The sequence below is a fragment of the Bradyrhizobium sp. HKCCYLR20261 genome, assembly GCF_051168435.1.
GTDB lineage: Bacteria > Pseudomonadota > Alphaproteobacteria > Rhizobiales > Xanthobacteraceae > Bradyrhizobium.
This window is the reverse complement of sequence record NZ_JBNPUZ010000014.1, coordinates 98,468-120,580: the sequence shown is the minus strand read 5'-3', so window position 1 is coordinate 120,580 and position 22,113 is coordinate 98,468. Positions and strand designations below refer to the sequence as shown.

The following is a 22,113-nucleotide window of genomic DNA, read 5'->3' as shown; positions in this document are numbered from 1 at the left end:
GCTAGGCCTGATGCAGATCGGCCGCGACATGCGCCAGCCAGCGGCGGATGGCGGCGAGGTCGCGCTGGCTCAGTCCGCGGACGAGCCGGCGCTCCAGCACCGTGGCCTGGCGCCGCGCCCTGGCCAGCAAAGCAAGGCCGTGGCGGGTCAGCGTCCACTGCAGCACCCGGCCATGCACCGGATGCGGCGCGCGCGCGATGGCGCCATCGCGCTCGAGATTGCCGATGATCACGTTCACGGTCTGCGGCGTCAGCAGCGCGATGCGGGCACAGTCGGCGCCGGAGAGTCCCGGATAGGCCTTGAGCATCGTCAGCACGACGAACTGCGGATGGGTGAGGCCGGTCGAGGCGAGCGCGCGTTCGAGCGACAGCCTGGCCGCCGCCTGCGCCTGGCGCAGGAGATAAGCGAGATGTCCGTCCTCGCCGCGCTTGCCCTCGCCGGGCGCCGGCGGACGCACGGGCTGGCCGGCGGGCGCCCGTCCTTGCCGCCGCGCGCGCGAAGGTAATGATGTCGCTGTCTTGCGCATGATCTCAGAGCTCTGATAAGTTGTCAGATATCTGATAACACGAGAGACGAACCATGTCACATGCGCGCAGCGAGTATGCCGATTTCACGCGTCAGGCGCCGGAGCTCTACCAGGCGATCCTCGCGGTGAGCCAGCAGGCGGCCAAGGCCGGCCTCGACAAGCAGCTGCTCGAGCTGGTCAAGATCCGGGCCTCGCAGATCAACGGCTGCGCGTTCTGCGTGCAGCACCACATCCTGGTGGCCGAGAAGCTCGGCGTCTCCGCCGACAAGATCAATCTCGTCGTGGCCTGGCGCGAGGCGCCGCAATTCTCGGATCGCGAGCGCGCGGCGCTGGCCTTCACCGAGGCGCTGACGCAACTGGTCGGCGGTGTGAGCGACGCGGTCTACGATGAGGCCCGCGCGGTCTTCTCCGAGACGGAGCTCGTGTTCCTCACGTCGGCGATCGGCGTGATCAACCTCTGGAACCGGTTTGGCGTGGCGTTCCGCTGGACTCCCGCCGAGCGGCCGGCTGCGCGTTGAAGGAACCTGAAGCAGGCGTTCCGGGTTGTTCATTCAACATGCTTGCGGAGGAGGTTCCGATGACCGAGCAGGGCGAACAGCTCAAGCCGAAGGATTTTCCGCTTGAAGCGGAAAAGGACCGCGTCTGCCGCCGCGACGGCAAGCCGATCGCGCAGACGGATACCGACTCGATGGCGCATGAGATCGCAGAGCGGCTCAATGCCGACGAGGATCGCCGCGAAGAGGAAAAATGGTCGGCGTAGTCCCGTCGCAGCCGAGGCTTCAGTGTGGATTGTGTCCCGCGGCAGCATCGGCCTGCGGCCCCGACGGCGGCAGGCTGCCGGTGGTGGCCGGTGGCGCGAGACGCGAGGCGATGGCTGGCGCTGACGGCGCCGGCTGAGGTCCAACCTCCCGGCCGCGCCCGCCGATCAGCCGTTCATAGGCCGCGATGAGGGTGACGTAGGGATTGACCCAGATCCAGCCGTCGCGCGTGAACAGCTGGATGTCGAAATGCAGATGGCGCGTGGTGCCGTTGGGCCGGTCGAGATAGTTCGACACCACCCCCATCGGCTCGCCCTCGCGAAGGCTGCGGCCGTTCAGCAGGCCGTCCTTGTCCAGCGCCGCGGGGTTCATGTGCATGTAGCGGAAGCGGATGTGCTCGGTGCCGCTGTTCACCTGTAACGTCACCGCCTGCTGCTTCAACGACCGGATCACGACGCTGTCGCGCACGGCCAGCACGCGCTGCTGCCACGGATCGCAATTCGCAACACCGTCGCGTCGTGTGGGGCAGGTGCCCGGCCGGAGATCCTGGCCCTGGTGTCCGAAGCCGCTGGCGCATTGGCCGACATTGAAGTCGCGCGCTTCGCAGAAGCTGTCGCGCCAGGGATACCGGCTCCACGGCTGATCGAACTTGTCGCTCGTGCGCTGCCGGCCGAACGACTGCGAGTGGACGAAGGCCGGCGCGTCGAGCGGGAACAGGATCTGCGAATAGGCCGTGAGATCGGCGCGTCCGCCTTGGCCGCGCGCGCCTGATCGCGCGACGATGTCTCCGGGCGGACGGTAGGTGAAGTCGGCATCATCGAGCGGCGGACGCCCGGCGGCGAGCGGCGTGATGGCTGGTGCCCGGCGCGAGGGTTGCCCGCCTGTCACGCGCAGCGCCCGCAGGAAGCGCTCGGCCACGGGATAGGCCTCGCGGCAGGCCAGCCGGCGCGGCCGCGGCGCGCTGTCGAGGCATTGGATCGAGACGACATAGGGGACGCCGAAGCGCGTGAAGGCGTAGCGGACATAGCCCTCGCGGATGAAGCGGCGCAGATCGGGATATTGGGCCCGGAGCGCCTTCACGCTCTCGCCTTTGCCGCCGGCCGGATCGGCGATGTCGTAGGTCAGGGCGGAGCCGGTGATCTGCACCTCGATCGGCCTGGCGAAGATGCGCGACGGCAGACCGGCAGTGACCTCGACCGGCAGCGAGAACACGGCGTCGTAGCCGGAGGGGCCGGCGTCGAACAGGTCGGTGTGGAAATCGGACTGGTAGAAGGACAGCGCGTGCGGATCGACCGTGGCCCTGGCCCGGGCGCCGAGATAGGCGGAGGTGTCGAACGGCAGCAAAACGGGGACCGGACTGCGTCCGATCCCCGTGAAGATGGTCGAGGTCAGGCCGTTGAGCTGGACCAAAGCGGGACGCCTGCGCGGATCATCCGCAGTGAGATCATGCCTGCGTGCCGCGAGGGCGACATTCGCCGCGATCTCCGGCGCCTCGCCAAGCTCGGCGCGGAGCTGTTCGAGCGCCGCGCGCCAGTCGGCGCGATGCAGCGTGACGGCCGGGGTGGCGAACGTGTCGGCTGCGCGCCCGGCAGGCGCTGCAGCCAGCGTGATGACCGCCGCCAGGATGGCGACGATGTTGGTGACCCTTGCCCCCAATCCCCGCGCCCCCCGGCGTCAGATCATCCCAAACGCCAGGTCAGTCCTTGGCGCGCTCGCAATATGAGCCGTCCTCGGTCATGACGACAATCCGGGTGCCGACGGTGATGTGCGCGGGCACGCCGGTGCGGACACCGTTGGACAGCACGGCCGGCTTGTAGGACGACGACGCGGTCTGGCCCTTGGTGACCGGCTCGGTCTCGACGACTTCGAGCGTCACACGCTGTGGCAGGGTGATCGCCACCGGCACCACGTCGTGCATCGACAACTTGACGGTCATGTTCTCCTGGAGATAGGCCGCCTGGGTGCCGACCACGTCCTTCGGCACCTGGACCTGGTCATAGGTCTCCGGGTTCATGAAGTGGAAGCCGTCGGCGTCTTCGTACAAATAGGTGAAGTTGCGCTCTTCGATCGTCGCCTTCTCGACCTGGTCGGTGGTCTTGAAGCGCTCGGAGATCTTCACGCCGTCGCTGATTCGGCGCATTTCGATCTGGCTGACCGGGGTACCCTTGCCAGGATGGATGTTCTCGGCGGTCACGACGACGTAGAGCTTGCCGTCTTGCTCAATGACGTTACCCTTGCGAATAGAGCTGGCGATGACTTTCAAAGCTGTTTTTCCTGAGTCTGGGGCCCGGCAACGGGCGGAGCCGGGCTGCGCGTGGGCGCCGGATGCGGTTTCGGGGCGCAACATACTGATTTTGTCCGAGCTTGCCAGCCTTTTGGCCAGTCTTTTGGCGATCGCCTGATGTCGTCAGAGCCATCCCCGTCACCCTGGTGGTCGCCTCAGCGGCACGCCGATGTCAGACCGTTCCTGCAGGCGCGAGCTGCCGTGACGCGCGCCTTGCGGGCCTGGTTCGAGGAGCAGGGGTTTACCGAGGTCGAAACCGGCATTCTGCAGGTCTCCCCGGGCAACGAGACCCATCTGCACGCCCCGGCGACCGAGTTGATGGCGTCGGATGGAACCCGACATCGACGGTATCTCCGAACCTCTCCTGAATTCGCCTGCAAGAAGCTGCTGGCTGCCGGGGAGCGACGGATCTTCGAATTCGCCCGCGTCTTCCGCGACCGCGAGCGCGGCGACCTGCATCTGCCGGAATTTACCATGCTGGAGTGGTATCGGGCCGAGGCGCCGTACGACGCCATCATGGCCGATACGGTGGTCGTGATCGCCCATGCTGCCCAGGCCACCGGCATCAGGCAATTTGCCTTCCGTGGCCGGAGCGCCGATCCATTCGCCGAGCCGGAGCTGCTGACTGTGGCGAATGCGTTCGAACGGCATGCCGGCATCGACCTGCTGGCGACAATCCGGGACGGCGTCGGCGACCGCGACGCGCTCTGCGTGGCGGCGCAGGGCAAGATCCGCATCAGCGACGACGACACCTGGTCGGACCTGTTCAGCAAGCTCCTGGTCGAGCATGTCGAGCCGCAGCTCGGCAATGGACGGGTGACCGTGCTGTATGAATATCCGACGCCGGAGGCGGCGCTGGCGCGGGTGGCGGCGGATGCCCGTGTCGCCGAACGGTTCGAGGTCTATGCCTGTGGCGTCGAGCTTGCCAACGGCTTTGGCGAACTCACCGATGCCGCCGAGCAGCGCCGGCGGTTCGAGGCAGAGATGAACGAGAAGCAGCGGCGTTACGGCGAGCGCTATCCGCTCGACGAGGATTTTCTCGCCGCCGTCGCCGCCATGCCGCAGGCGAGTGGCGTCGCGCTCGGCTTCGACCGGCTGGTGATGCTGGCGGCGGGCGCGGCTAGGATCGACCAGGTGGTGTGGACGCCGCCGGCAGGTGAGCAGCGATGAACAGGATCGAACGGCCCACGACATTGCGCAGCGCCGACGACCTCGTCGCGCAGGGGCTCGTCGATGCCGCCGACAAGCCGGCGCTCGACCGCGTCGCCGAGCGCTATGCGGTGGCGGTGACGACGCATCTCGCCGATCTCATCGACAGCGACGATCCCAATGATCCGATCGCGCGGCAATTCGTGCCCTCCGCGGACGAGCTGAGCGTCGCGCCTGGCGAGCGCGATGATCCGATCGGCGACGATGCGCATGCGCCGGTGCCGGGCATCGTCCACCGCTATCCCGATCGCGTGCTGCTCAAGCTCGTTCATGTCTGCGCGGTCTATTGCCGCTTCTGCTTCCGCCGCGAGATGGTCGGGCCGGGCAAGGACAATGCGCTGTCGGAGCCCGCCTATCGCGGCGCGCTCGACTACATCCGCGCGCACGGTGAAATCTGGGAGGTGATCCTCACCGGCGGCGATCCCCTGATGCTGTCGCCGCGGCGGCTGAGGGAGATCATGACCGATCTCGCGGCCATCGATCATGTGAAGATCATCCGCATCCACACGCGGCTGCCGGTCGCCGATCCCGCGCGCATCACCTCGGCCTTGGTCGATGCGCTGACCGTGCAGGGGGCGGCGACCTGGGTCGCGCTGCACGCCAATCATCCGCGCGAGCTGGCCCCGGACGTTCGGCTGGCCTGCGCGCGGCTGGTTGACGCAGGAATTCCGCTGGTCAGCCAGTCCGTGCTGCTGCGCGGCGTCAATGACAATGCGGCGACGCTGGAGGCGCTGATGCGGGCGTTCGTCGAGACCCGTATCAAGCCGTATTATCTGCACCATGGCGATCTCGCGCCGGGCACCGCGCATCTGCGCACCACGCTGGCCGAGGGCCAGGCGCTGATCCGCGCGCTGCGCGGCCGCGTCTCCGGCCTGTGCCAGCCGGACTACGTGCTCGATATCCCCGGTGGCCACGGCAAGGCGCCGGTGGGGCCGCAATACCTCACTGCCGAGGATTCTGTTGAGCTGCATCATGCCGCAGCTGCGCAAACACGCTATCGTGTGATTGACTATTGCGGCGAGGCGCATCTCTATCCGCCCGCTGAGGAATGAGTGTCCGGCCGATTCCGCTGACACGGAGGAGCAACATGAAGAAACTTGCGATCGCGATGGGGCTCCTGATCCTGGTCGCCGATGGCGCGGCGCTGGCGCAGAGCACCGGCGCGGGCAGCGATCCGTCGACGCAGATGCAGAGGAAGCGCCGCCAGCCGCGGCCGAGCGACCTGCCGAAGACCGAGCAGGTCGAAGAGAATTCCATGGGCAATGTGAGCAAGGAAGACCGCGAGCTCGACCGCAAGATCAAGAGCATCTGCCGCGGCTGCTGAGCCCATCGGCGACGCGCCAGAGGCGCGCCGCCGCGTTGAGACTTACGCCGAGCGCTCGCGCAGCGAGTCGCGACGCTTCTCGCGACGCGCGGTGACGGCATCGGCGAGCTGCTCCAAAACCTCCACCGTCGTGTCCCAGCCGATGCAGCCGTCGGTGATGCTCTGGCCGTAGGTCAGCGGCACGCCGGGCTTCACGTCCTGGCGCCCGGCGACGAGATGGCTCTCGATCATCACGCCCATGATGCGCTGCTCGCCATTGGCGAGCTGGCCCGCGATGTCGGCGGCGACCAGCGGCTGGTTCTCCGGCTTCTTGCTCGAATTGGCATGGCTGGTGTCGATCATCAGCCGCGCCGGCAGACCGGCCTTGACCAGCTCGGCGGAGGCCTGCTCGACATGGGCTGCGTCGTAGTTCGGGCCGGCGCCGCCGCGCAGGATGATGTGGCAGTCCTCGTTGCCGGTCGTTGCCGCAATGCCGGAGCGGCCGCCCTTGGTAACCGCCATGAAATGATGCGGATGCGCGGCCGACTTCACCGCGTCGGCGGCGATGCGGATGTTGCCGTCGGTGCCGTTCTTGAAGCCGACCGGGCACGACAGGCCCGAGGCCAGCTCGCGATGGATCTGGCTTTCGGTGGTGCGCGCGCCGATCGCCGCCCAGGCGACGAGGTCGGCGATGTATTGCGGCGTCGTCATGTCGAGGAATTCGCATCCCGCGGGCAGGCCGAGATTGTTGACGGCCGACAGCACGTTGCGAGCCAGCCGCAGGCCCTTGTTGATGTCGAAGGAGTTGTCGAGGTCGGGATCGTTGATCAGGCCCTTCCAGCCGACAGTCGTGCGCGGCTTCTCGAAATACACCCGCATCACGACCTCCAGCCGGTCGCTCAGGCGCTCGCGCAGGGCGGCGAGGCGGCTCGCGTAGTCCAGCGCGGCCTTGGGATCATGGATGGAGCAAGGGCCGACGATGACCAGCAGGCGGTCGTCCGTGCCGGTCAGAATGGCATGGATGGCGTTGCGGGCGGCCATCACGACGCGGGTGGCGGTGAGGGTGCGGGGAATCTCGCCCATCACCTCCACGGGCAGGCTCAATTCCTTGATTTCCTTGATACGAAGATCGTCTGTGGTGCTCAGCACGGCGGGCTCCTGAAGTCTTTCGAAGGGCACCTGCCGGCATAAAAAAAGCCGCCAGGTCTGGCGGCTTGTTCGGATATCTTGCTGCAATGTGTCAGATTGAGCGCGATCCTCCCGCCGCCAGCGAGCTGTCGTAGGTAAAGTACCAATAATAGCTGGTGGCGGCGTTGATCATGGTCGTCCTATAGCGGCCGCACGGCCGCTTGTCATCCCAAAAAATGGAAGCTCCGGACTCAGCTGTTGCGGGCGGCCAGCGCCATGCCGATCATCGACAGGCCGCCGAACAACAGGTTGATGCCGACAAGGAGGCCGATCGCCCAGGTCGCGGTGCCCGGCAGGCCGGAAATGATGATCCCGGCGATGGCGATGTCGACGACGCCGGAGATCGCGAGCCACGACCATCGCCCGGACAATTCGCGCCGGTGCTCCAGCGCATACATGATGGTCGCCACGCCTTCGGCCAGGAAATAGACGCCGATCACGATCGTCAGTGTCACTGTGCCCTGGACTGGCTGGGCCACCAGGATCAGGCCCGCGACGATCGCGAGGGCGGCCGACAGCAGCGACCACCAGAAGCCCGGCATGCCGCGCGCCCAGAAGGTGATCGCAAGGCCGGCGATGCCCGAGATCAGAAACATCCAGCCGAGGAAGATCGTCACCGCGAGGCTTGCGATCGGCGTGAGGATCATGGCCAGGAGCCCGAGCACGGCCAGCAGGATGCCTTCGATCAGGAACGCCTTCCAATGCGCGCGCACGGCCGCGCTCATCTGCGACCTCATGCGCTCGAGGTCGGGGGGAATCATATCCTGGGGAAGGGTCATGCTCGTCACTCCGGCAAGCTCAGCGCAGGTAACGCCGCCTGCCCACCCCACATGGGATGGAACGGCGGTGGGAACAAGCGCGTGAGGCGCGTTTCGTTGCCAATTCGAACGCGGACAGCGCGGTCTACGCCGTCGTCCGCATCCGATTGCGGCCGAAGATATAGATCGTGGTCGTGACAACCAGGAGGGCGACCCCGAGCAGGATGGCCGTCAGCCCCAGCGGAACCAGGACGCCGGCAACGTTGCGGTCGGGGTTGAGCAGCCAATGCCGCACCGAGGTCAGCACGAAGCCGAGGCCGACGAAGCCGGCGGCGCCGCCCAGCAGCAGCATCGCCCACATCCGGCGCAACTGGCTGAGCTTGGCCTTGGCGACCTCGGTCCGCGGCGTGTGATGGTGGGCCACCCGGCGCACCAGCCGCACCGCGAGCCCGATCGAGGAGAAGCCGATCAGCACGCTGACCGCGCCGAGCATCAGCCGGGACGTCGGATCGAGGCTGGAGGCGCGCTGCAGCAGCAGCAGCGGATAGTCGAACGCCGCATGCAGCATCACCGGAGCGGCCAGCACCAGCGCCCAGCTCGACATCCGCGCCCAGTCGCGATTGTGGCGGTTGGCGCCGAGCGCGGTCGAGGTGCGGGCGATCGCGAGATAGGCGCCGGCGATGATGCCGAGCGCGCCATGGAATGGCACGGTGAGCACGCTGCGCAGGATCGCGAGGGACCGCCACATCTCGGCGTGCTGGACCAGATAAGCGAGGTTCTCATAGGCGGCAAAGCCGAGACCGACGGCTGCGCCATAGAACACGGTGTCCATGGCATTGCCCACCTGCCGCCGACGGGACCACAGCGCCGCGATGACCGCCACCTTGGCGATCTCTTCCGGCAGGGCCACGCTGAACAAGGCGCGGACCGCCTGCGCGATCCAGGGATTCTCGATCGATAGCCCGACGTGCTGAAACGGAATCCTGATGATGCCGAGCAGCAGCACGCTGGCGGCGCCGAGCAGGAAGGCCGTCCAGATCTTCAGCGGCGGACCGGAATTGTCGCCTGCGGCAACGACGAGCCACAGGATCAGCAGCGCCGGCGCAATCGCCGCCGTGCCGACCACGGTCGCGAGCGCTTCGAGCAGGTTCATTTGCGACGGCAGGTAGGCCATGGTCTCCCTTCATCCAGAGCCGCTTGCGGAACCGGCTGTTCAGCTCCCGCTCCGGACATCAGCGCCATGAGCGGCCCGTGGCGGCGGGGCAAGACCACCATGTCGGCAGAAACGGCCGATCATCAAGACATCAATGGTGTTATGTAGCGCCCCGCGCGCTGTCGGTTCGCACGCGAGGGCCTTAACGCGACCGGGAGCCCCTGGATGCAGGGCTTTCACTGTCTCGCGTCGGGGCGTCGCGCCGCGGTTCCACAGGCATCCCCGCATCGGTTCGGGATGTCGGCGCCGCCTGCGCCGTGGTCGGCGTTTCCACGCAGCTCAGCCGCGGAACCGGATCCGCGACACGCCGGCATTCCAGGCCCTCCGCGAACGCGGCCTGGCTGACGAAGCACGCAACAAGGACAATCGAAACGCGTTTCATGGTGCCCCTCGGAGCAGGCTCGGACGGCCTGCCAAGCAGGAATCGACGTCGATGGTGTCGATCGATGATGCCCGGCCATCCATCGTCGCGAAAGTGTGCATTTCTTTGACCAATGTCGCCGTCATTCCAATTTTCTCCCCAGATTTGCGTGTGATATTGGTGCTTTTCGCGAATTGCGAGAATTTCGTCCGGGAGACGGGCACTGCCGCTGCCGCTGCCGCTGCTCCGCCGAACGGTCCTGCTCGGCCGCGAGCGAGATGGCGCGCCGCTGTCGACTTTGGCTCAGTTGCCCCCAGCTTGCTCCCGGATCCGGACCGACGCGGTCTTGATGCGGCGCAGCGATCATGATCGGTTGCCGCGACGATGTCGCCGCCTTGGTCGCTTTCCGACAATTCCTGTGCTCCCCGCTATCGCCGCGGCTGGGTGGACGACGCCGTCGCCGCCATCGAGGCCGACCAGTGCCGGACCGCCGACACCCACCTCATCCGGCTGATCGTGCCCGCGCTCGCCGGCATCGACATCTACCTGAAGGACGAGTCCACGCATCCGACCGGCAGCCTCAAGCACCGGCTCGCGCGCTCGCTGTTTCTCTATGCCCTTTGCAACGGCCATATCCGCGAGGGCACGCCGGTGGTCGAGGCCTCCTCGGGCTCGACGGCGGTCTCCGAGGCCTATTTCGCGCAGATGATCGGCGTGCCGTTCTACGCGGTGATGCCGCGCACCACCTCGGCGGAGAAGATCGCGGCGATCACCCATTACGGCGGCAACTGCCATTTGATCGATGACGGCCGCTTCCTCTACGCCGAGGCGGCGGCGCTCGCGGCGCGGCTCGGCGGCCATTACATGGATCAGTTCACCTTCGCCGAGCGCGCCACTGACTGGCGCGGCAACAACAACATCGCCGAGTCGATCTTCAACCAGCTCCAGGGCGAGCGCTGCCCGCTGCCGGAGTGGATCGTGATGGGGGCGGGGACCGGCGGCACCTCGGCCACGATGGGCCGCTATCTGCGCTATCGCCGCTTTCCGACAAGGCTGTGCGTGGCCGATGTCGAGCACTCCGCGTTCTTCGATGCCTTCTGCAAGGGCGACTGCGCCCAGACCTGCGACCGGCCGTCGCTGATCGAGGGCGTGGGACGTCCGCGCTGCGAGCCGTCGTTCGTGCCGGGCGTGGTCGACCGGATGATGAAGGTGCCGGACGCGGCCTCGATCGCGGCGATGAACGTGCTGACGCGACGCCTGCGGCGGCCGGTCGGCGGCTCGACGGGCACCAACTTCCTGGCGCTGTGCCGGCTTGCCGCGGAGATGCGGCAGCAGGGACAGACCGGATCTCTGGTCACGCTGATCTGCGACTCCGGCGAGCGCTATCGCCAGACCTACTACGAGCCGCAATGGCTGGCCGCCCGCGGCCTCGATCCTGCGCCCTACGAGGCGGCGCTGGCGGCCTTCCTCGACACCGGCGCGCCGCTGCCGATCGAGATTGCGGACGCCGTGAACCCGCAGCAGGCCTGACAAAGTCCCCATCCGGCCGTAGGGCGCCAGCCGGAAACGCCACCGCCATCGCCGGGATTCCTGATCTGGATCAACGAACGCGCCTGAGAACTGCGCTTTCGTCCGACCAACGCAAGCTTCGAGGCGCGCCCTGAACGCCGCATGCGGGAAGCAGGGCAGGGGAAGGACGGATCAGGTGATGAACTACGACAGCTATTTCGACCGCGCCCTCGACCAGCTGCATCAGGAACGCCGCTACCGCGTCTTCGCCGATCTCGAACGCCTCGCCGGCCGCTTCCCGCGGGCGATCTGGCATTCGCCTGACGGCCCGAAGGACGTCGTCATCTGGTGCTCCAACGACTATCTCGGCATGGGTCAGCACCCCAAGGTGATCGGCGCCATGGTCGACGTCGCCGCGCGGATGGGCACGGGCGCCGGCGGCACCCGCAACATCGCCGGCACCAACCATCCTTTGATCGAGCTCGAGCGCGAGCTCGCCGATCTCCACGGCAAGGAGGCGGCGCTGGTATTCACCTCCGGCTACGTCTCCAACGAGACCGGCATCTCGACGATCGCAAAACTGCTGCCGAACTGCCTGTTGCTGTCGGATGCGCTGAACCACAATTCGATGATCGAGGGCGTGCGCAAGTCGGGCGCCGAGCGGCAGATCTGGCGGCACAATGACCTCGCCCATCTGGAAGAGCTCTTGCGCGCCGCCGATCCGGACCGGCCCAAGCTGATCGTCTGCGAGAGCCTGTATTCCATGGACGGTGATGTCGCCCCGCTGCATCGGATCTGCGATCTCGCCGAGCGCTATGGCGCGCTGACCTATGTCGACGAGGTCCATGCTGTCGGCATGTACGGCCCGCGCGGCGGCGGCATCGCCGAGCGCGACGACGCCATGGCCCGGATCGACATTCTCGAGGGCACGCTGGCCAAGGCGTTCGGCTGCCTCGGCGGCTACATCGCTGCCAATGCCAATCTGATCGACGCCGTCCGCTCCTATGCGCCGGGCTTCATCTTCACCACGGCGCTGCCGCCGCCGGTCTGCGCCGCCGCGACCGCGGCGATCCGCCACCTAAAGACCTCGCATTGGGAGCGCGACCGCCACCAGGACCGCGCCGCCCGGCTCAAGGCGGTGTTGAACGCCGCCGGCCTGCCGGTGATGCCGTCGGACACCCACATCGTGCCGGTCCATGTCGGCGACCCCGAGAAGTGCAAGACCGCCTCCGACCTGCTGCTGGCCGAGCACGGTATCTACATCCAGCCGATCAACTACCCGACCGTGCCGCGCGGCCTGGAGCGGCTGCGCATCACGCCGTCGCCGTATCATGATGACGGCCTGATCGATGCCTTGGCCGAGGCGCTGGTCGATGTCTGGGACCGGCTCGGCCTGGCGCGCGCCCCGCAGGCGCTGGCGGCGGAGTAGGCCGCCGGCTGTCCCCTCGATCGTTCTCCCCGCCTGTCAGGTGACCCTGTCAGTTTGATCTGCCGCAATGCCGCCCGCGCCCGCGCGGGCGTAGTCTTTTGCGATCAGGGGAGCATGCCGGCTCGGCACAACCCAGCCCGGCGCAAAGAGGCAGCCATGGCAAAGATCATCGAAGCGCTGCTGCAGGAGCACCAGAACCTCGAGAAGCTTCTTTCGGTGCTCGAGCATGAACTGGAGCTGTTCGATCACAATCGGCGGCCCGACTATGACATCCTCCAGAGCATCATCGCCTATTTCGAGGACTATCCGCAGCGCTGTCATCATCCCAAGGAGGAGATGATCTTCGGCAAGCTGCGTACGCGCGACCCCGCCGCAGCGGCGACCTATGGCGACGTCGACGACGAGCACGAGACCGAGGCGCAGCGGCTGCGCGGCTTCGCCGACGCGGTCAACGCCGTGCTGTCGGACCAGGAGATCCTGCGCGAGAGCTTCCACGCCGCCGTGCTGCAGTTCATCGACAGCCAGCGCGAGCACCTGCGCAAGGAGGAGACGCTGCTGTTTCCGGCTGCCCTGCGCGCGCTGCAGGCCGAGGACTGGGCCGATATCGACGCCCGCATGTCGGACCGCAAGGATCCGCTGTTCGACGGCGACGTTGCCGAGAAATTCCACAACCTCGAGCGCACCATCCTGCGTTGGGAGCAGGAGGCCGAGCAGGCGCGCGCCGCCGCCGGCTGAAGGACGCTTTGTCTCACGGGCGCTTTGTCTCACTGACGCGTCGTCTCGATTGCGTCCGGCGGTCAGAGGGCTATAGTTTCCCTTCGGGGGTAGGTACTCACTCGCGGAGTTCACCATGACCGCTTCGAATACGGGGCTCGATCCTGTGAGGTCGCTGACCAAGGGCGGCCCTGAGATCGCTTCCCGTGACATCGCTGCCCGCGACATCGCCGCCCGCCGGGTGCAGATGCCGATGTCGCAGCAGAACGCCTTCGGCAGCCACGGCTACGACATGTACCAGCAGGAATTGGTGCGCCTGTCCGGTTGCCAGGAGCGCTCGGCCCGGCGTGAAAAGAAGCGCGCCCTGCTGCTGAGCTGATCGCGCTCGAGTCATCCGCCACTCCGCCGAGAACAGCTGCGGCGCAGGGTTGCGCCGACCGGCCTTGTCTATCGTCGTGGGAGCGCCGTGAAGTTTTGACGCCTTCGTCGCAACCCCCTTAACTCGTCGTTAACCAGACCGCGCGACCCTGTTCGCATACTCCCCCAGGAGTGCGCGACGGAACCGGACGGCCGGAGCCGGCAGTCGCGACAAGAAGCCGGCGGCGTAACGCCCGCCGGCTTTTTTGCGCGCGAAGGCTGGCTTGCGCTCGACGGTTCGGCCCGACAGTGTCTTTGGAGCGTGACACACCTGGCGTCGCCTCAGTTGCGCCGCGCCAGCGAGCGCAGGAAGCCCTGGTACTCCTCGTTGAGCTCCATATCGACCGCGGGCGCGAGCCGCAGCAGGACGTTGGCGATGAACGCCTGGTCGTTGCGCGGCTCTTCCAGCACCTCGCGCAGGACCGGGACGTTGTCCTCGATGTGATGCAGGAAGGCGACGCCTTTCTCGGCCGTTTCGGTCCAGCGGGCCCGGGTCCATTTCGCCAGCGGATACATGATCTCGTGGACGAAGTTGGATTTGCGCGCCTTCTCGAAGAAGCGCAGGCCTGCGCTCCAATACTCCTTCGCGCGCAGCGGCGGCGGCGGCAGATCTCCCGCGAGCATCTTCTTGCCGGCCTGTCCGACGAAATCGTCGAGCGTGGTCGGCGCATCGATGGTGGTGCGGAAGTGCCAGAGGGCGAATGAGCCAGGAAAATCCTGGCCCATCTGATCGCGCAGGGCGGTCTCGACCTTGTCGACGGCCGCCTTCTCGCCCTTCAGCGAAGCCGTCATCGCGAAGGCGAACAGCGCATCATTGCCGACCTCGTGCACGCCGCCGTTCTGCAGTTGCGCGGCCGACAGAGCGGGGGTCTTGCCGTCCGCGGGCACCGTGGCCTCGCCCGCGCGCTGCGCCTTGATGAAGGCCGTGATCTCGAGCCAGCCCATCAGGTTCGTGATGAAGGCGTCGGGATCGACATGCACGATCGCGAGGTTGAGCGGCTCCTTGCGTTTCCTCAGCTCCGTCATGTCGGTCATTTGAGCACTCCGCCGCACTTGCCAACGCGCGAGCGCTCTGTCGGCTTTGCGACAGCACCGTCCCGCTCACGTGATCTTCCGCAATGGGGCAGCAAGAAGGGTGCCAGGGCTTTTCAGACGTCTCGCGGCGCGCCTCGCACGGAACGAGTTTTGCTACGTGGTCCAGAGGCTGATTTCGCGACGAGGAGGAGGGCGGCCATGTTCACGCGCGTCTGCAAGGCCGACACGATCGACGAGGGCGGCATGCGTCTCGTCATCGCCGATGCCCAGCTGATCATGCTCGCCTGGCCGGACAATGGTGAGCTCAAGGCCTATCAGGGCATCTGTCCGCACACGGCGGCGCCGCTGGAGGACGCGGGCTTCGACGGCAAGCTGCTCAGCTGCCCGGTCCACAACTGGACCTGGGATGCGCTGACCGGCATGCCGGTGCATCCGCTGGAAAGCGCCTTGGCCGAATACCCGGTCAAGGTCGAGGACGGGGTGGTCTACATCGACACGGACGGGATAACGCCGCTCTTTGCCCCCCGCTGAGCCCGGCGGATCGGATCGATGAAGACCGTCACGGGCGGCTTGCCCGTCCGAGAAAACGCCTCTATACGTTCGCCGCGCGCGGCACGGAATCACCCTGGTGGTTCAGCCGATCCCGCAAATCATCGTCTCAAGCCGCTGATTTGTTACGGATTTTTGCCAAGAACGTGCAAGCGACGGTGATACCGCAGGCTCAGGCCCGGCGTCATTGGACGTCTTGCTCCCTTCGTCTATCGGTTAGGACGCCACCCTTTCACGGTGGAGAGAGCGGTTCGATTCCGCTAGGGAGCGCCATCCGCGCCAGTTTTCTCCCCAGAATGCCCATTCGGACCTGCTCCTGCCGCCGGGCGTTTTCGCGCGTCAACCGCCGCTCCACGATCCGGTCAACGCTCCATTAGGGTCCTTCCCGTACTGCAACGGGCAATCAGGAGACGATGATTGCCATGGCCGCGACCAAGAAGCGGGAAGCCCGTAAATCGATGAAGCAGCCGGCGTGGATCACGCTGGATGGCGGGTTCGCCGTGCGCCATTGTCTGGTCCAGGACATCTCCAGCGCCGGGGCCAAGCTGACCCTGCAGGACGCGGCCGCGCTGCCGGCGACGATCCGTCTGGCCTTTGCGCGCGATGCACGGACGGGACGGCTGTGCCAGGTGGTCTGGCGCCGCGGTGCGTCGGTTGGCGTGAAGTTTATCGGCAAGTAGCGCAACGCTGTCGCGTCGCGGCGAGCGTCGCGCTATCAAGCGGCCATGACGAGATCTTTCATCCTCGCGGCCGCATGGCTCTCGCTCGCAACGGCCGCCTGCGCGGGGTCGCCAGGATCATCGCTGCTGGCTCCGACAACACCTGCAAGCAACACGGCGCCTCCAGCCAAGAGCGCGGCGGCAGCCGGCAAGCCGGCGCCGCGTTTCGGCGCCAATCCCTGTGCGTCCTACGGCGCCAATTTCGTCCGCGTCGATGGGACCACGACCTGCGTCAAGCTCGGCGGAGCCTTGCGGGTCGAGACGGGCACATCCGTCGGCCGCTGAGATTTCACGACAGCGGCGGCGCGATGTAGCGGATGAAGGCCGGCCGCTGCGCGATCAGCCCGTACCAGCGCGCCAGGTTCGGCAAGTCCGGTTTGACGACGCCTTCGACCCCGAACCAGCGCCGCGCGTAAGCGCCGAGCGCGATATCCGCCAGCGTGAAGCTCTCGGCCTCGATGCAGGTGCGTGTCGCCAGATGGGCATCGAGCATGCGCCACATCACCGCGGCCTCGTCGGCGGCCTTTTGCAGCGCCGCCATGTCGCGCTGCTCGGGAGGCGTTCGCACCAGGCCCCAGAACAGCGGACGCTCGGTCGGCTGCACCGTCGACAGCGTCCAGTCGAGCCAGCGCTCGATGCCGGCGCGATGCCGCGGCGCGCGCGGGTAGAGCGGGGTGTCTCCGCCATAGGCGAGGCAGAGATAGCGCATGATCGCGTTGCTCTCCCACAGCACGAAATCACCGTCCACCAATGTCGGAATGCGGCCGTTCGGGTTCATCGCGAGATAGTCGGCTTCGGTGTTGCGGCCGAACTGCATGCCGGCGTCGATCCGCCGATAGGGAAGGTCGAGCTCCGCGAGACACCACAGCACCTTCTGCACGTTCACCGAATTGGTGCGGCCCCAGATTGTCAATTGCTTGTCGTGCTTGTCGGCGGACACCTGCGTCTCCTGTCTCGCGATCCCTGCGCGGATCTTAACGCATGTTACGCAAAAAGCCCCGCGCGACGGCGGGGCTTTTCGGTTGAGCGATGTCGCTCGCGGTGATCAGCGGCCGAAGAACAGCCACAGCAGAATGATCACCGGGATCGGCACGCCCAACAGCCACAGCAGAATTCCACGACCCATCTCGGCCTCCTCGTATCGTCTGCGTCAATCGGAGCGACAACGCGAGGGGGGCCTCGATGTTCCGGGCGATGAGTTCGTCGGAGGACCTACCAGTGGCCGGTGTTCGGCATCGACAGCCAGGGCTCGGCCGGCGGCTTCGGTTCGCCCTTCTGCAGCAGCTCGATCGAGTGCAGGTCGGGCGAACGGATGAAGGCCATGTTGCCGTCGCGCGGCGGACGGTTGATGGTGATGCCGAGCTTCATCAGCCGGTCGCAGGTCGCGTAGATGTCGTCGACCTCGTAGGCGAGGTGGCCGAAGAAGCGGTCCTCGCCATAGCTCTCCTCGTCCCAATTGTAGGTGAGCTCGACCAGCGGCGCGCCGCGCGTCGCGGGCAGGCTCTTCAGCAGGTGTTCATCCTCCGGCGCGCAGAGAAACACCAGGGTGAAGCGGCCCTTCTCGTTGTCGATCCGCCGCACCTCCTTGAGGCCGAGTGCGTCGGAATAGAATTTGAGCGCGGCGTCGAGATTACGCACGCGCAGCATGGTGTGGAGATAACGCATCGTTCTTGTCTCCCTGAACTCGAGGCGGATGTTCGACGGCCGCCATTCGACGCCGATCCATAGCAGCATTCGGCTCTCGCGCGCATCCCGGCCCCTGCTGCGACCGCGCGATCTCGCGCGGAATTGTGGTTCGCACGGGGAGCGTGTCCTGTCGTTCTCGACAGCGCGCCGCAGGCCTTCCGGGGGCGCGCGAATCGCTATTTTGGCAGTGATTCGCGACCTGCATGAACGGACGCGATGCGGTCTTGCGCGGGATTTTCAGCGCTTTTCGGCTGTGATGTGCGGCCAAAATCACGCAGCCATGTCGAAAATGCCTAGAAATATAGGGGAAAATGAATCGCATGCTCCATTCGATCGGCATCGCAGCTTGACTTCTCCGCGCTCCGTTGGAATTTTGGCGCCACTGTAGGTGCTTCGGGGCCCCTTGAAATGCAGGAGAATCCCGAAAAATCGCGGGGTGTCACACCACCAGACGACTGAAGTCCCGGCTGTGCAATGCAGCCAGAAAGCCCCGACCAGTCTGCGCAGCAATGCGCTGATAGCCGCGCAGTCGTCACGTCATTCATCCGTACCAATCACATCGGTACCAATCACAAGGAGATACGATGGCTACCCAACTGTCCAAGTCGCAGCTCATCGAGAAGATCGCGACGACCACCGAGCTGTCCAAGCGTGACGTCAAGAACGTCATGGAGACGCTGACCGATGTCGGCCACAAGGAGCTGAAGAAGAACGGCGTGTTCCTGGTGCCGGGCTTCGCCAAGTTCGTCGTCGTCAAGAAGCCGGCCGTGAAGGCGCGCAAGGGCACCAACCCCTTCACCGGCGAAGAGATGATGTTCAAGGCCAAGCCGGCTCGCAAGATCGTGCGCGCCCGCCCGGTCAAGGCGGCCAAGGACGCCGTCGCCTGATCAGACCATCACGGTCGATCGATCAAAGGCCCCCTGGAACAGGGGGCCTTTTTGTTGGGGCTGTCTTGTTTGGATCTGTCGTGTTGCGGGAGATGACGGCCCGTCGCGGCTGCGGTGGGTGACGTTGCCATCTGAACGCTGCCGTTTGAACGACAGCAGCGCCAGCACGACGGAATATGCTCGTCGCGTGGCGCCACCCTCGAAGACTGGGCCCTGAAATCCCCAGTACTCATCTGTCTCGATGGACCGGCCGAAGGTTCAAGGGTTTTTACGGGGGAGAATGAAGGGCCGCAGGCGCATCCGTTCGAGGGCATCACGAACCGCGCGAGCGATCCACAGGGCTTGAGGAAAAATCCCGCAATATGGCGCAGCAAGCCGTTGATTCCGCAGCCTCGCGGACTGCATCCGGGACTGTGGATATGCTGCGGATGGGCTGTGGACGATACTGTGTGAGATCTCGTGCGTTCAACGGCAACCGCCGAGCCGAGGAGGCTCGCCGGCACCGAGACCCGGCGCTCCTTGCGCGTCGTCGGACCCATGGTGCAGCGAGGCGATCGCAACGAAGCCGCCATAGCCGAGAATGTTGAAGAAGAGTTCCAGCCAGGAAGCCATTACGCGTCACCTCAACAGACTGAACGTATGGCGGCCGCCGTGGTTCCGTCGAACGCGGTGCCGGCTCAGCCTGCAACCAATTCCTCCTCGTCTGCGTTGTTTGGACGCATGGAATTGGAGGACAACATGAGAAGAACATTGGCTGTACTGGCTGCCGCAGGCGCAGTCGCTGCCACCACGCTGGCTGCACCCGCGCCGGCGCAGGCGCGCGGTATAGGGCCAGGCCTCGCATTCGGCCTCGCGGCCGGCGCGCTGACGGCTGGCGCCATCGCCTCGTCGCATCCTTACTACTACGGTCCGGGATACGGCTATTACGACTATGGCCCGCGCTACGTCTACGGCCCCGGTCCCTACGCCTATTATGGCGGGCCGTATTATCGTCGCCACCACCACTGGCGCCATCACTGGTAAGCGCAAGCGCCAGCGGTAAGACCAAGAGCCCGGAAGGCATCGCCTCCGGGCTCTGCTGTGCGTGCACGGAGGATGCGCTACTCGGCAGCTTCGCCGCGTTGCGCCTTCTTCCAGGTCTGGCTCGCATAGGCTTCGCGCTCGCGTGCGAACTTCTCTTGTGTCGACTTGAACCGCGCAACGCGCGCGGCGATGTCGGCGCGCTCCTGGGAGCGCCGGTCGTCCTGTTTCTCGTTGTGTCTCACGGCTTCTCTCTGTTCCGGGTGCCATCCGGCGAGCCTCGCCCTGAGACGCGTGACAAACTTCCTGGCGAATCGCTGCCACGATGTGGGTGCCTGATTGAGGCGTGATTGCGGTGAAGGCCCCGCGGCTCGCGCGGTGGGTTGGGGAGAGTGGCGCCGTCCGGCCCGCTTTGCCTCTCCCGGTAGAACGCTGGCTGCCGACTCGCATCGCGTGTTGGCGGGCAACAAAACTCAAGTGGGGGAGGCGCATCGCACGCATGCTAAGACCCTGCGGCGCCTGCCGTGCTATGACACGGCCACGATGATGCGAGGCGGATGGTTCGAGACAGGCGCGATGATGGCATCTGATCTGCACAATGGCGTGAATCGCCTGGGGGACCTGATCGCCGCGGCGCGGGTGATCGTGCCGTTCACCGGCGCGGGCATCTCGACCGAATGCGGTATTCCGGACTTTCGTTCTCCGGGCGGCCTATGGACCCGCAACCGGCCGATCGATTTCAGCGAGTTCGTCGCCAGCCAGGATGCGCGGGACGAAGCTTGGCGCCGGCGCTTTGCCATGCAGGACACCTTCGCCGCTGCGCGACCCGGCCGCGGTCACCTGGCGCTGGCGTCGCTCTACCGGGCGGGAAAAATTCCCGCCGTGATCACGCAGAACATCGACAACTTGCATCAGGACTCCGGCTTCGCCGCCGACCATGTCGTCGAGCTGCACGGCAACACCACTTATGCGCGCTGCATCGGATGTGGGCAGCGCTACGAGCTCGGCTGGGTTCGCGAGCGCTTCGATGCCGATGGTGCGGCGCCGGATTGTCCGGCCTGCGCTCAGCCGGTGAAGACAGCGACGGTGTCGTTCGGTCAGTCCATGCCCGAAGCCGAGATGCAGCGGGCCAGCGAACTCGCGCAGCACTGCGATCTGTTCATCGCGATCGGGTCGTCGCTGGTTGTTTGGCCCGCGGCGGGCTTTCCATTGATGGCAAAACAGGCGGGTGCACGCCTCGTGATCATCAACCGGGAACCGACCGATCAGGACGACGTTGCCGACCTCGTCATTCGCCAAGACATCGGTGAAGTACTCGGGCCCTTTGTCCGTAATTGAACGGAAATTGATGCATTTTTGTCGGCAAGTCTGTTCATATGCCTCACTGTAACCGATTTTTATCTATGCGCGGCACGAGGGAATGTTATCTTCGATTCGAGAGATTCGCGTGACTCGTCGAGGGTATAGGTGATGAGCGCGCGCATAAGACGCCGTTGCAGGGGTGGCGGCTCACAATTCATCTGTGAGGTCCGGGGTTATGGGGTCGGACGGATTTGAGTCCAAGAAGCTTGGAGTACCGGTTGTTGGTGTATCGACACCAAGCCGGCTCGGGGCAGACTATCAAGGCGGCGTCGCGCGAGACTCGGCGCTTCGAGACGCAGGGCTTCGAGACGCAGGGCTTCGAGACTCGGGGCTTCGAGATTCGGCGATCGACGCGCTGACCGGTCTCGGCGAGAACCTCGTCGAGATCAGCGGCGTCATCAAATGGTTCGACGCCTCGAAGGGATACGGCTTCATCGTTCCCGACAATGGTTGGCCGGACGTGCTGCTGCACGTCACGGTGCTCAGGCGCGACGGCTATCAGACCGCCTATGAGGGCGCTCGCTTGGTGGTGGAATGTGTCCAGCGCGCCAAGGGCTACCAGGCCTTCCGCATCGTCTCGATGGACGAGTCGACGGCGATCCATCCGGCGCAGATGCTGCCGCCGCGCACGCATGTCACGGTGACGCCGACCAGCGGGCTGGAGCGGGCCCAGGTCAAGTGGTTCAACCGCCTGCGTGGTTTTGGCTTCGTCACCTGCGGCGAGGGCACGCCGGACATCTTCGTGCACATGGAGACGCTGCGCCGCTTCGGCATGACCGAGCTGCGTCCGGGGCAGTGGGTGCTGGTCCGCTATGGGCCGGGCTCCAAGGGCATGATGGCTGCGGAGATCCATCCGGAAACGGGCTCCCCGGCACTGTCGTCGCACTGAGCGGCGCGAAATAGACCCATTCGGCGGCCTCGGGGGATCCCTCTGGGGCCGTTTTCGTAGGGTCTGCCTTCAGGTCGGAGCGTTCCGGCGGTCTTGCTGCGGACGCCGCGACCGTGTAGTGACGTGGCCTTCCCAGGAGATCGGGGTATAGCGCAGCCTGGTAGCGCGGCAGTTTTGGGTACTGCAGGTCGTTGGTTCGAATCCAGCTGCCCCGACCATTTCCACGGCGGCGACCGCCGTATCCGCGCTCGGACGCGCGCAAGACTTGCGACACTCGAACAACCGGCACCCGGACAC

The 22,113-nt window shown here is 65.9% G+C and carries 27 protein-coding genes and 2 tRNA genes; 18 read left to right on the top strand and 11 right to left on the bottom strand.

Going from position 1 to position 22,113, the window contains the following annotated elements:
- Position 1: 1 nt before the first annotated feature.
- On the bottom strand, positions 2 to 526 hold the full coding sequence (locus ACQR1L_RS26500; protein WP_434860856.1) for a MarR family winged helix-turn-helix transcriptional regulator: 525 nt from the start codon (positions 524 to 526) through the stop codon (positions 2 to 4).
- Between the two features lie 53 nt (positions 527 to 579).
- On the opposite strand from ACQR1L_RS26500, the gene ACQR1L_RS26495 reads away from it, so the two are divergent.
- Complete coding sequence (locus tag ACQR1L_RS26495) at positions 580 to 1,044, top strand: carboxymuconolactone decarboxylase family protein (protein WP_434860855.1); 465 nt, start codon at positions 580 to 582, stop codon at positions 1,042 to 1,044.
- 59 nt (positions 1,045 to 1,103) lie between these two features.
- Positions 1,104 to 1,286: a hypothetical protein gene (locus tag ACQR1L_RS26490; protein WP_434860854.1), complete on the top strand. Its 183-nt coding sequence runs from the start codon at positions 1,104 to 1,106 to the stop codon at positions 1,284 to 1,286.
- 19 nt (positions 1,287 to 1,305) lie between these two features.
- On the opposite strand, the gene ACQR1L_RS26485 is transcribed toward ACQR1L_RS26490, so the two are convergent.
- Together ACQR1L_RS26485 and efp are read right to left on the bottom strand one after the other, a co-directional pair.
- Entirely contained in the window at positions 1,306 to 2,940 is a 1,635-nt protein-coding gene (locus ACQR1L_RS26485) for a M23 family peptidase (protein WP_434860853.1), read from the bottom strand.
- A gap of 40 nt (positions 2,941 to 2,980) precedes the next feature.
- The gene (gene efp / locus ACQR1L_RS26480; RefSeq protein ID WP_434860852.1) at positions 2,981 to 3,547 is read right to left on the bottom strand and encodes an elongation factor P; all 567 of its coding nucleotides are present in this window, start codon (positions 3,545 to 3,547) and stop codon (positions 2,981 to 2,983) included.
- A gap of 138 nt (positions 3,548 to 3,685) precedes the next feature.
- On the opposite strand from efp, the gene epmA reads away from it, so the two are divergent.
- From epmA to ACQR1L_RS26465, 3 genes are read left to right on the top strand one after another with little or no spacing between them, the layout of a single operon-like run.
- Complete coding sequence (gene epmA, locus ACQR1L_RS26475; protein WP_434860913.1) at positions 3,686 to 4,738, top strand: EF-P lysine aminoacylase EpmA; 1,053 nt, start codon at positions 3,686 to 3,688, stop codon at positions 4,736 to 4,738.
- Positions 4,735 to 5,829: a lysine-2,3-aminomutase-like protein gene (locus ACQR1L_RS26470; protein ID WP_434860851.1), complete on the top strand. Its 1,095-nt coding sequence runs from the start codon at positions 4,735 to 4,737 to the stop codon at positions 5,827 to 5,829. The genes epmA and ACQR1L_RS26470 overlap by 4 nt, the downstream gene beginning before the upstream one ends.
- 35 nt (positions 5,830 to 5,864) lie before the next feature.
- Positions 5,865 to 6,101, top strand: a complete 237-nt coding sequence (locus tag ACQR1L_RS26465; RefSeq protein WP_434860850.1) for a hypothetical protein — start codon at positions 5,865 to 5,867, stop codon at positions 6,099 to 6,101.
- Positions 6,102 to 6,143: 42 nt separating this feature from the next.
- Here ACQR1L_RS26465 and ACQR1L_RS26460 read toward each other — a convergent pair whose 3' ends face one another.
- The 3 genes from ACQR1L_RS26460 to ACQR1L_RS26450 all read right to left on the bottom strand — a co-directional run bounded on the left by ACQR1L_RS26460 (position 6,144) and on the right by ACQR1L_RS26450 (position 9,200).
- Positions 6,144 to 7,229, bottom strand: a complete 1,086-nt coding sequence (locus tag ACQR1L_RS26460) for a 3-deoxy-7-phosphoheptulonate synthase (RefSeq protein WP_434860849.1) — start codon at positions 7,227 to 7,229, stop codon at positions 6,144 to 6,146.
- A 230-nt stretch (positions 7,230 to 7,459) separates the two neighbouring features.
- Positions 7,460 to 8,047, bottom strand: a complete 588-nt coding sequence (locus tag ACQR1L_RS26455) for an HdeD family acid-resistance protein (protein WP_434860848.1) — start codon at positions 8,045 to 8,047, stop codon at positions 7,460 to 7,462.
- A gap of 124 nt (positions 8,048 to 8,171) precedes the next feature.
- The gene (locus tag ACQR1L_RS26450; RefSeq protein ID WP_434860847.1) at positions 8,172 to 9,200 is read right to left on the bottom strand and encodes a PrsW family intramembrane metalloprotease; all 1,029 of its coding nucleotides are present in this window, start codon (positions 9,198 to 9,200) and stop codon (positions 8,172 to 8,174) included.
- Between the two features lie 784 nt (positions 9,201 to 9,984).
- On the opposite strand from ACQR1L_RS26450, the gene ACQR1L_RS26445 reads away from it, so the two are divergent.
- The 4 genes from ACQR1L_RS26445 to ACQR1L_RS26430 all read left to right on the top strand — a co-directional run bounded on the left by ACQR1L_RS26445 (position 9,985) and on the right by ACQR1L_RS26430 (position 13,631).
- Positions 9,985 to 11,130: a PLP-dependent cysteine synthase family protein gene (locus ACQR1L_RS26445; protein WP_434860846.1), complete on the top strand. Its 1,146-nt coding sequence runs from the start codon at positions 9,985 to 9,987 to the stop codon at positions 11,128 to 11,130.
- A 178-nt stretch (positions 11,131 to 11,308) separates the two neighbouring features.
- Positions 11,309 to 12,538, top strand: a complete 1,230-nt coding sequence (hemA, locus tag ACQR1L_RS26440) for a 5-aminolevulinate synthase (protein ID WP_434860845.1) — start codon at positions 11,309 to 11,311, stop codon at positions 12,536 to 12,538.
- 156 nt (positions 12,539 to 12,694) lie between these two features.
- Entirely contained in the window at positions 12,695 to 13,273 is a 579-nt protein-coding gene (locus ACQR1L_RS26435) for a hemerythrin domain-containing protein (protein WP_434860844.1), read from the top strand.
- 115 nt (positions 13,274 to 13,388) lie between these two features.
- Entirely contained in the window at positions 13,389 to 13,631 is a 243-nt protein-coding gene (locus tag ACQR1L_RS26430) for a hypothetical protein (RefSeq protein WP_434860843.1), read from the top strand.
- Between the two features lie 320 nt (positions 13,632 to 13,951).
- Here the strand turns inward: ACQR1L_RS26430 and ACQR1L_RS26425 are convergent, their stop codons facing one another.
- On the bottom strand, positions 13,952 to 14,704 hold the full coding sequence (locus ACQR1L_RS26425; protein WP_434860842.1) for a hypothetical protein: 753 nt from the start codon (positions 14,702 to 14,704) through the stop codon (positions 13,952 to 13,954).
- A 198-nt stretch (positions 14,705 to 14,902) separates the two neighbouring features.
- Here ACQR1L_RS26425 and ACQR1L_RS26420 point away from each other — a divergent pair, with 198 nt between their 5' ends.
- From ACQR1L_RS26420 to ACQR1L_RS26405, 4 genes are all read left to right on the top strand, one after another.
- Positions 14,903 to 15,235, top strand: coding sequence for a Rieske 2Fe-2S domain-containing protein (locus ACQR1L_RS26420; RefSeq protein ID WP_434860841.1), 333 nt, complete (start codon positions 14,903 to 14,905; stop codon positions 15,233 to 15,235).
- A gap of 216 nt (positions 15,236 to 15,451) precedes the next feature.
- Positions 15,452 to 15,526 (top strand) — tRNA-Glu (locus ACQR1L_RS26415).
- Between the two features lie 149 nt (positions 15,527 to 15,675).
- On the top strand, positions 15,676 to 15,933 hold the full coding sequence (locus ACQR1L_RS26410; RefSeq protein ID WP_434860840.1) for a PilZ domain-containing protein: 258 nt from the start codon (positions 15,676 to 15,678) through the stop codon (positions 15,931 to 15,933).
- Positions 15,934 to 15,978: 45 nt separating this feature from the next.
- Positions 15,979 to 16,257: a porin gene (locus ACQR1L_RS26405; protein ID WP_434860839.1), complete on the top strand. Its 279-nt coding sequence runs from the start codon at positions 15,979 to 15,981 to the stop codon at positions 16,255 to 16,257.
- 4 nt (positions 16,258 to 16,261) lie between these two features.
- Here the strand turns inward: ACQR1L_RS26405 and ACQR1L_RS26400 are convergent, their stop codons facing one another.
- Positions 16,262 to 16,912, bottom strand: a complete 651-nt coding sequence (locus ACQR1L_RS26400; RefSeq protein WP_434860838.1) for a glutathione S-transferase family protein — start codon at positions 16,910 to 16,912, stop codon at positions 16,262 to 16,264.
- A gap of 272 nt (positions 16,913 to 17,184) precedes the next feature.
- Positions 17,185 to 17,637: a VOC family protein gene (locus ACQR1L_RS26395; RefSeq protein WP_434860837.1), complete on the bottom strand. Its 453-nt coding sequence runs from the start codon at positions 17,635 to 17,637 to the stop codon at positions 17,185 to 17,187.
- A 605-nt stretch (positions 17,638 to 18,242) separates the two neighbouring features.
- Between ACQR1L_RS26395 and ACQR1L_RS26390 the strand changes: the two genes are divergently transcribed.
- Positions 18,243 to 18,545 carry an HU family DNA-binding protein gene (locus tag ACQR1L_RS26390; protein WP_006614754.1) on the top strand — a complete coding sequence of 101 codons (303 nt, stop codon included), beginning with the start codon at positions 18,243 to 18,245 and terminating at the stop codon, positions 18,543 to 18,545.
- Between the two features lie 465 nt (positions 18,546 to 19,010).
- Here ACQR1L_RS26390 and ACQR1L_RS26385 read toward each other — a convergent pair whose 3' ends face one another.
- The gene (locus tag ACQR1L_RS26385) at positions 19,011 to 19,157 is read right to left on the bottom strand and encodes a hypothetical protein (RefSeq protein ID WP_434860836.1); all 147 of its coding nucleotides are present in this window, start codon (positions 19,155 to 19,157) and stop codon (positions 19,011 to 19,013) included.
- 126 nt (positions 19,158 to 19,283) lie between these two features.
- Here ACQR1L_RS26385 and ACQR1L_RS26380 point away from each other — a divergent pair, with 126 nt between their 5' ends.
- The gene (locus tag ACQR1L_RS26380; RefSeq protein ID WP_434860835.1) at positions 19,284 to 19,568 is read left to right on the top strand and encodes a hypothetical protein; all 285 of its coding nucleotides are present in this window, start codon (positions 19,284 to 19,286) and stop codon (positions 19,566 to 19,568) included.
- A gap of 77 nt (positions 19,569 to 19,645) precedes the next feature.
- Here the strand turns inward: ACQR1L_RS26380 and ACQR1L_RS26375 are convergent, their stop codons facing one another.
- Positions 19,646 to 19,810: a hypothetical protein gene (locus tag ACQR1L_RS26375; RefSeq protein WP_434860834.1), complete on the bottom strand. Its 165-nt coding sequence runs from the start codon at positions 19,808 to 19,810 to the stop codon at positions 19,646 to 19,648.
- A gap of 331 nt (positions 19,811 to 20,141) precedes the next feature.
- Between ACQR1L_RS26375 and ACQR1L_RS26370 the strand changes: the two genes are divergently transcribed.
- From ACQR1L_RS26370 to ACQR1L_RS26360, 3 genes are all read left to right on the top strand, one after another.
- Positions 20,142 to 20,903: an SIR2 family NAD-dependent protein deacylase gene (locus tag ACQR1L_RS26370; RefSeq protein WP_434860912.1), complete on the top strand. Its 762-nt coding sequence runs from the start codon at positions 20,142 to 20,144 to the stop codon at positions 20,901 to 20,903.
- Positions 20,904 to 21,102: 199 nt separating this feature from the next.
- Positions 21,103 to 21,816: a cold-shock protein gene (locus tag ACQR1L_RS26365; protein WP_434860833.1), complete on the top strand. Its 714-nt coding sequence runs from the start codon at positions 21,103 to 21,105 to the stop codon at positions 21,814 to 21,816.
- Positions 21,817 to 21,957: 141 nt separating this feature from the next.
- A tRNA-Pro gene (locus ACQR1L_RS26360) sits at positions 21,958 to 22,034 on the top strand.
- Positions 22,035 to 22,113: the final 79 nt, after the last annotated feature.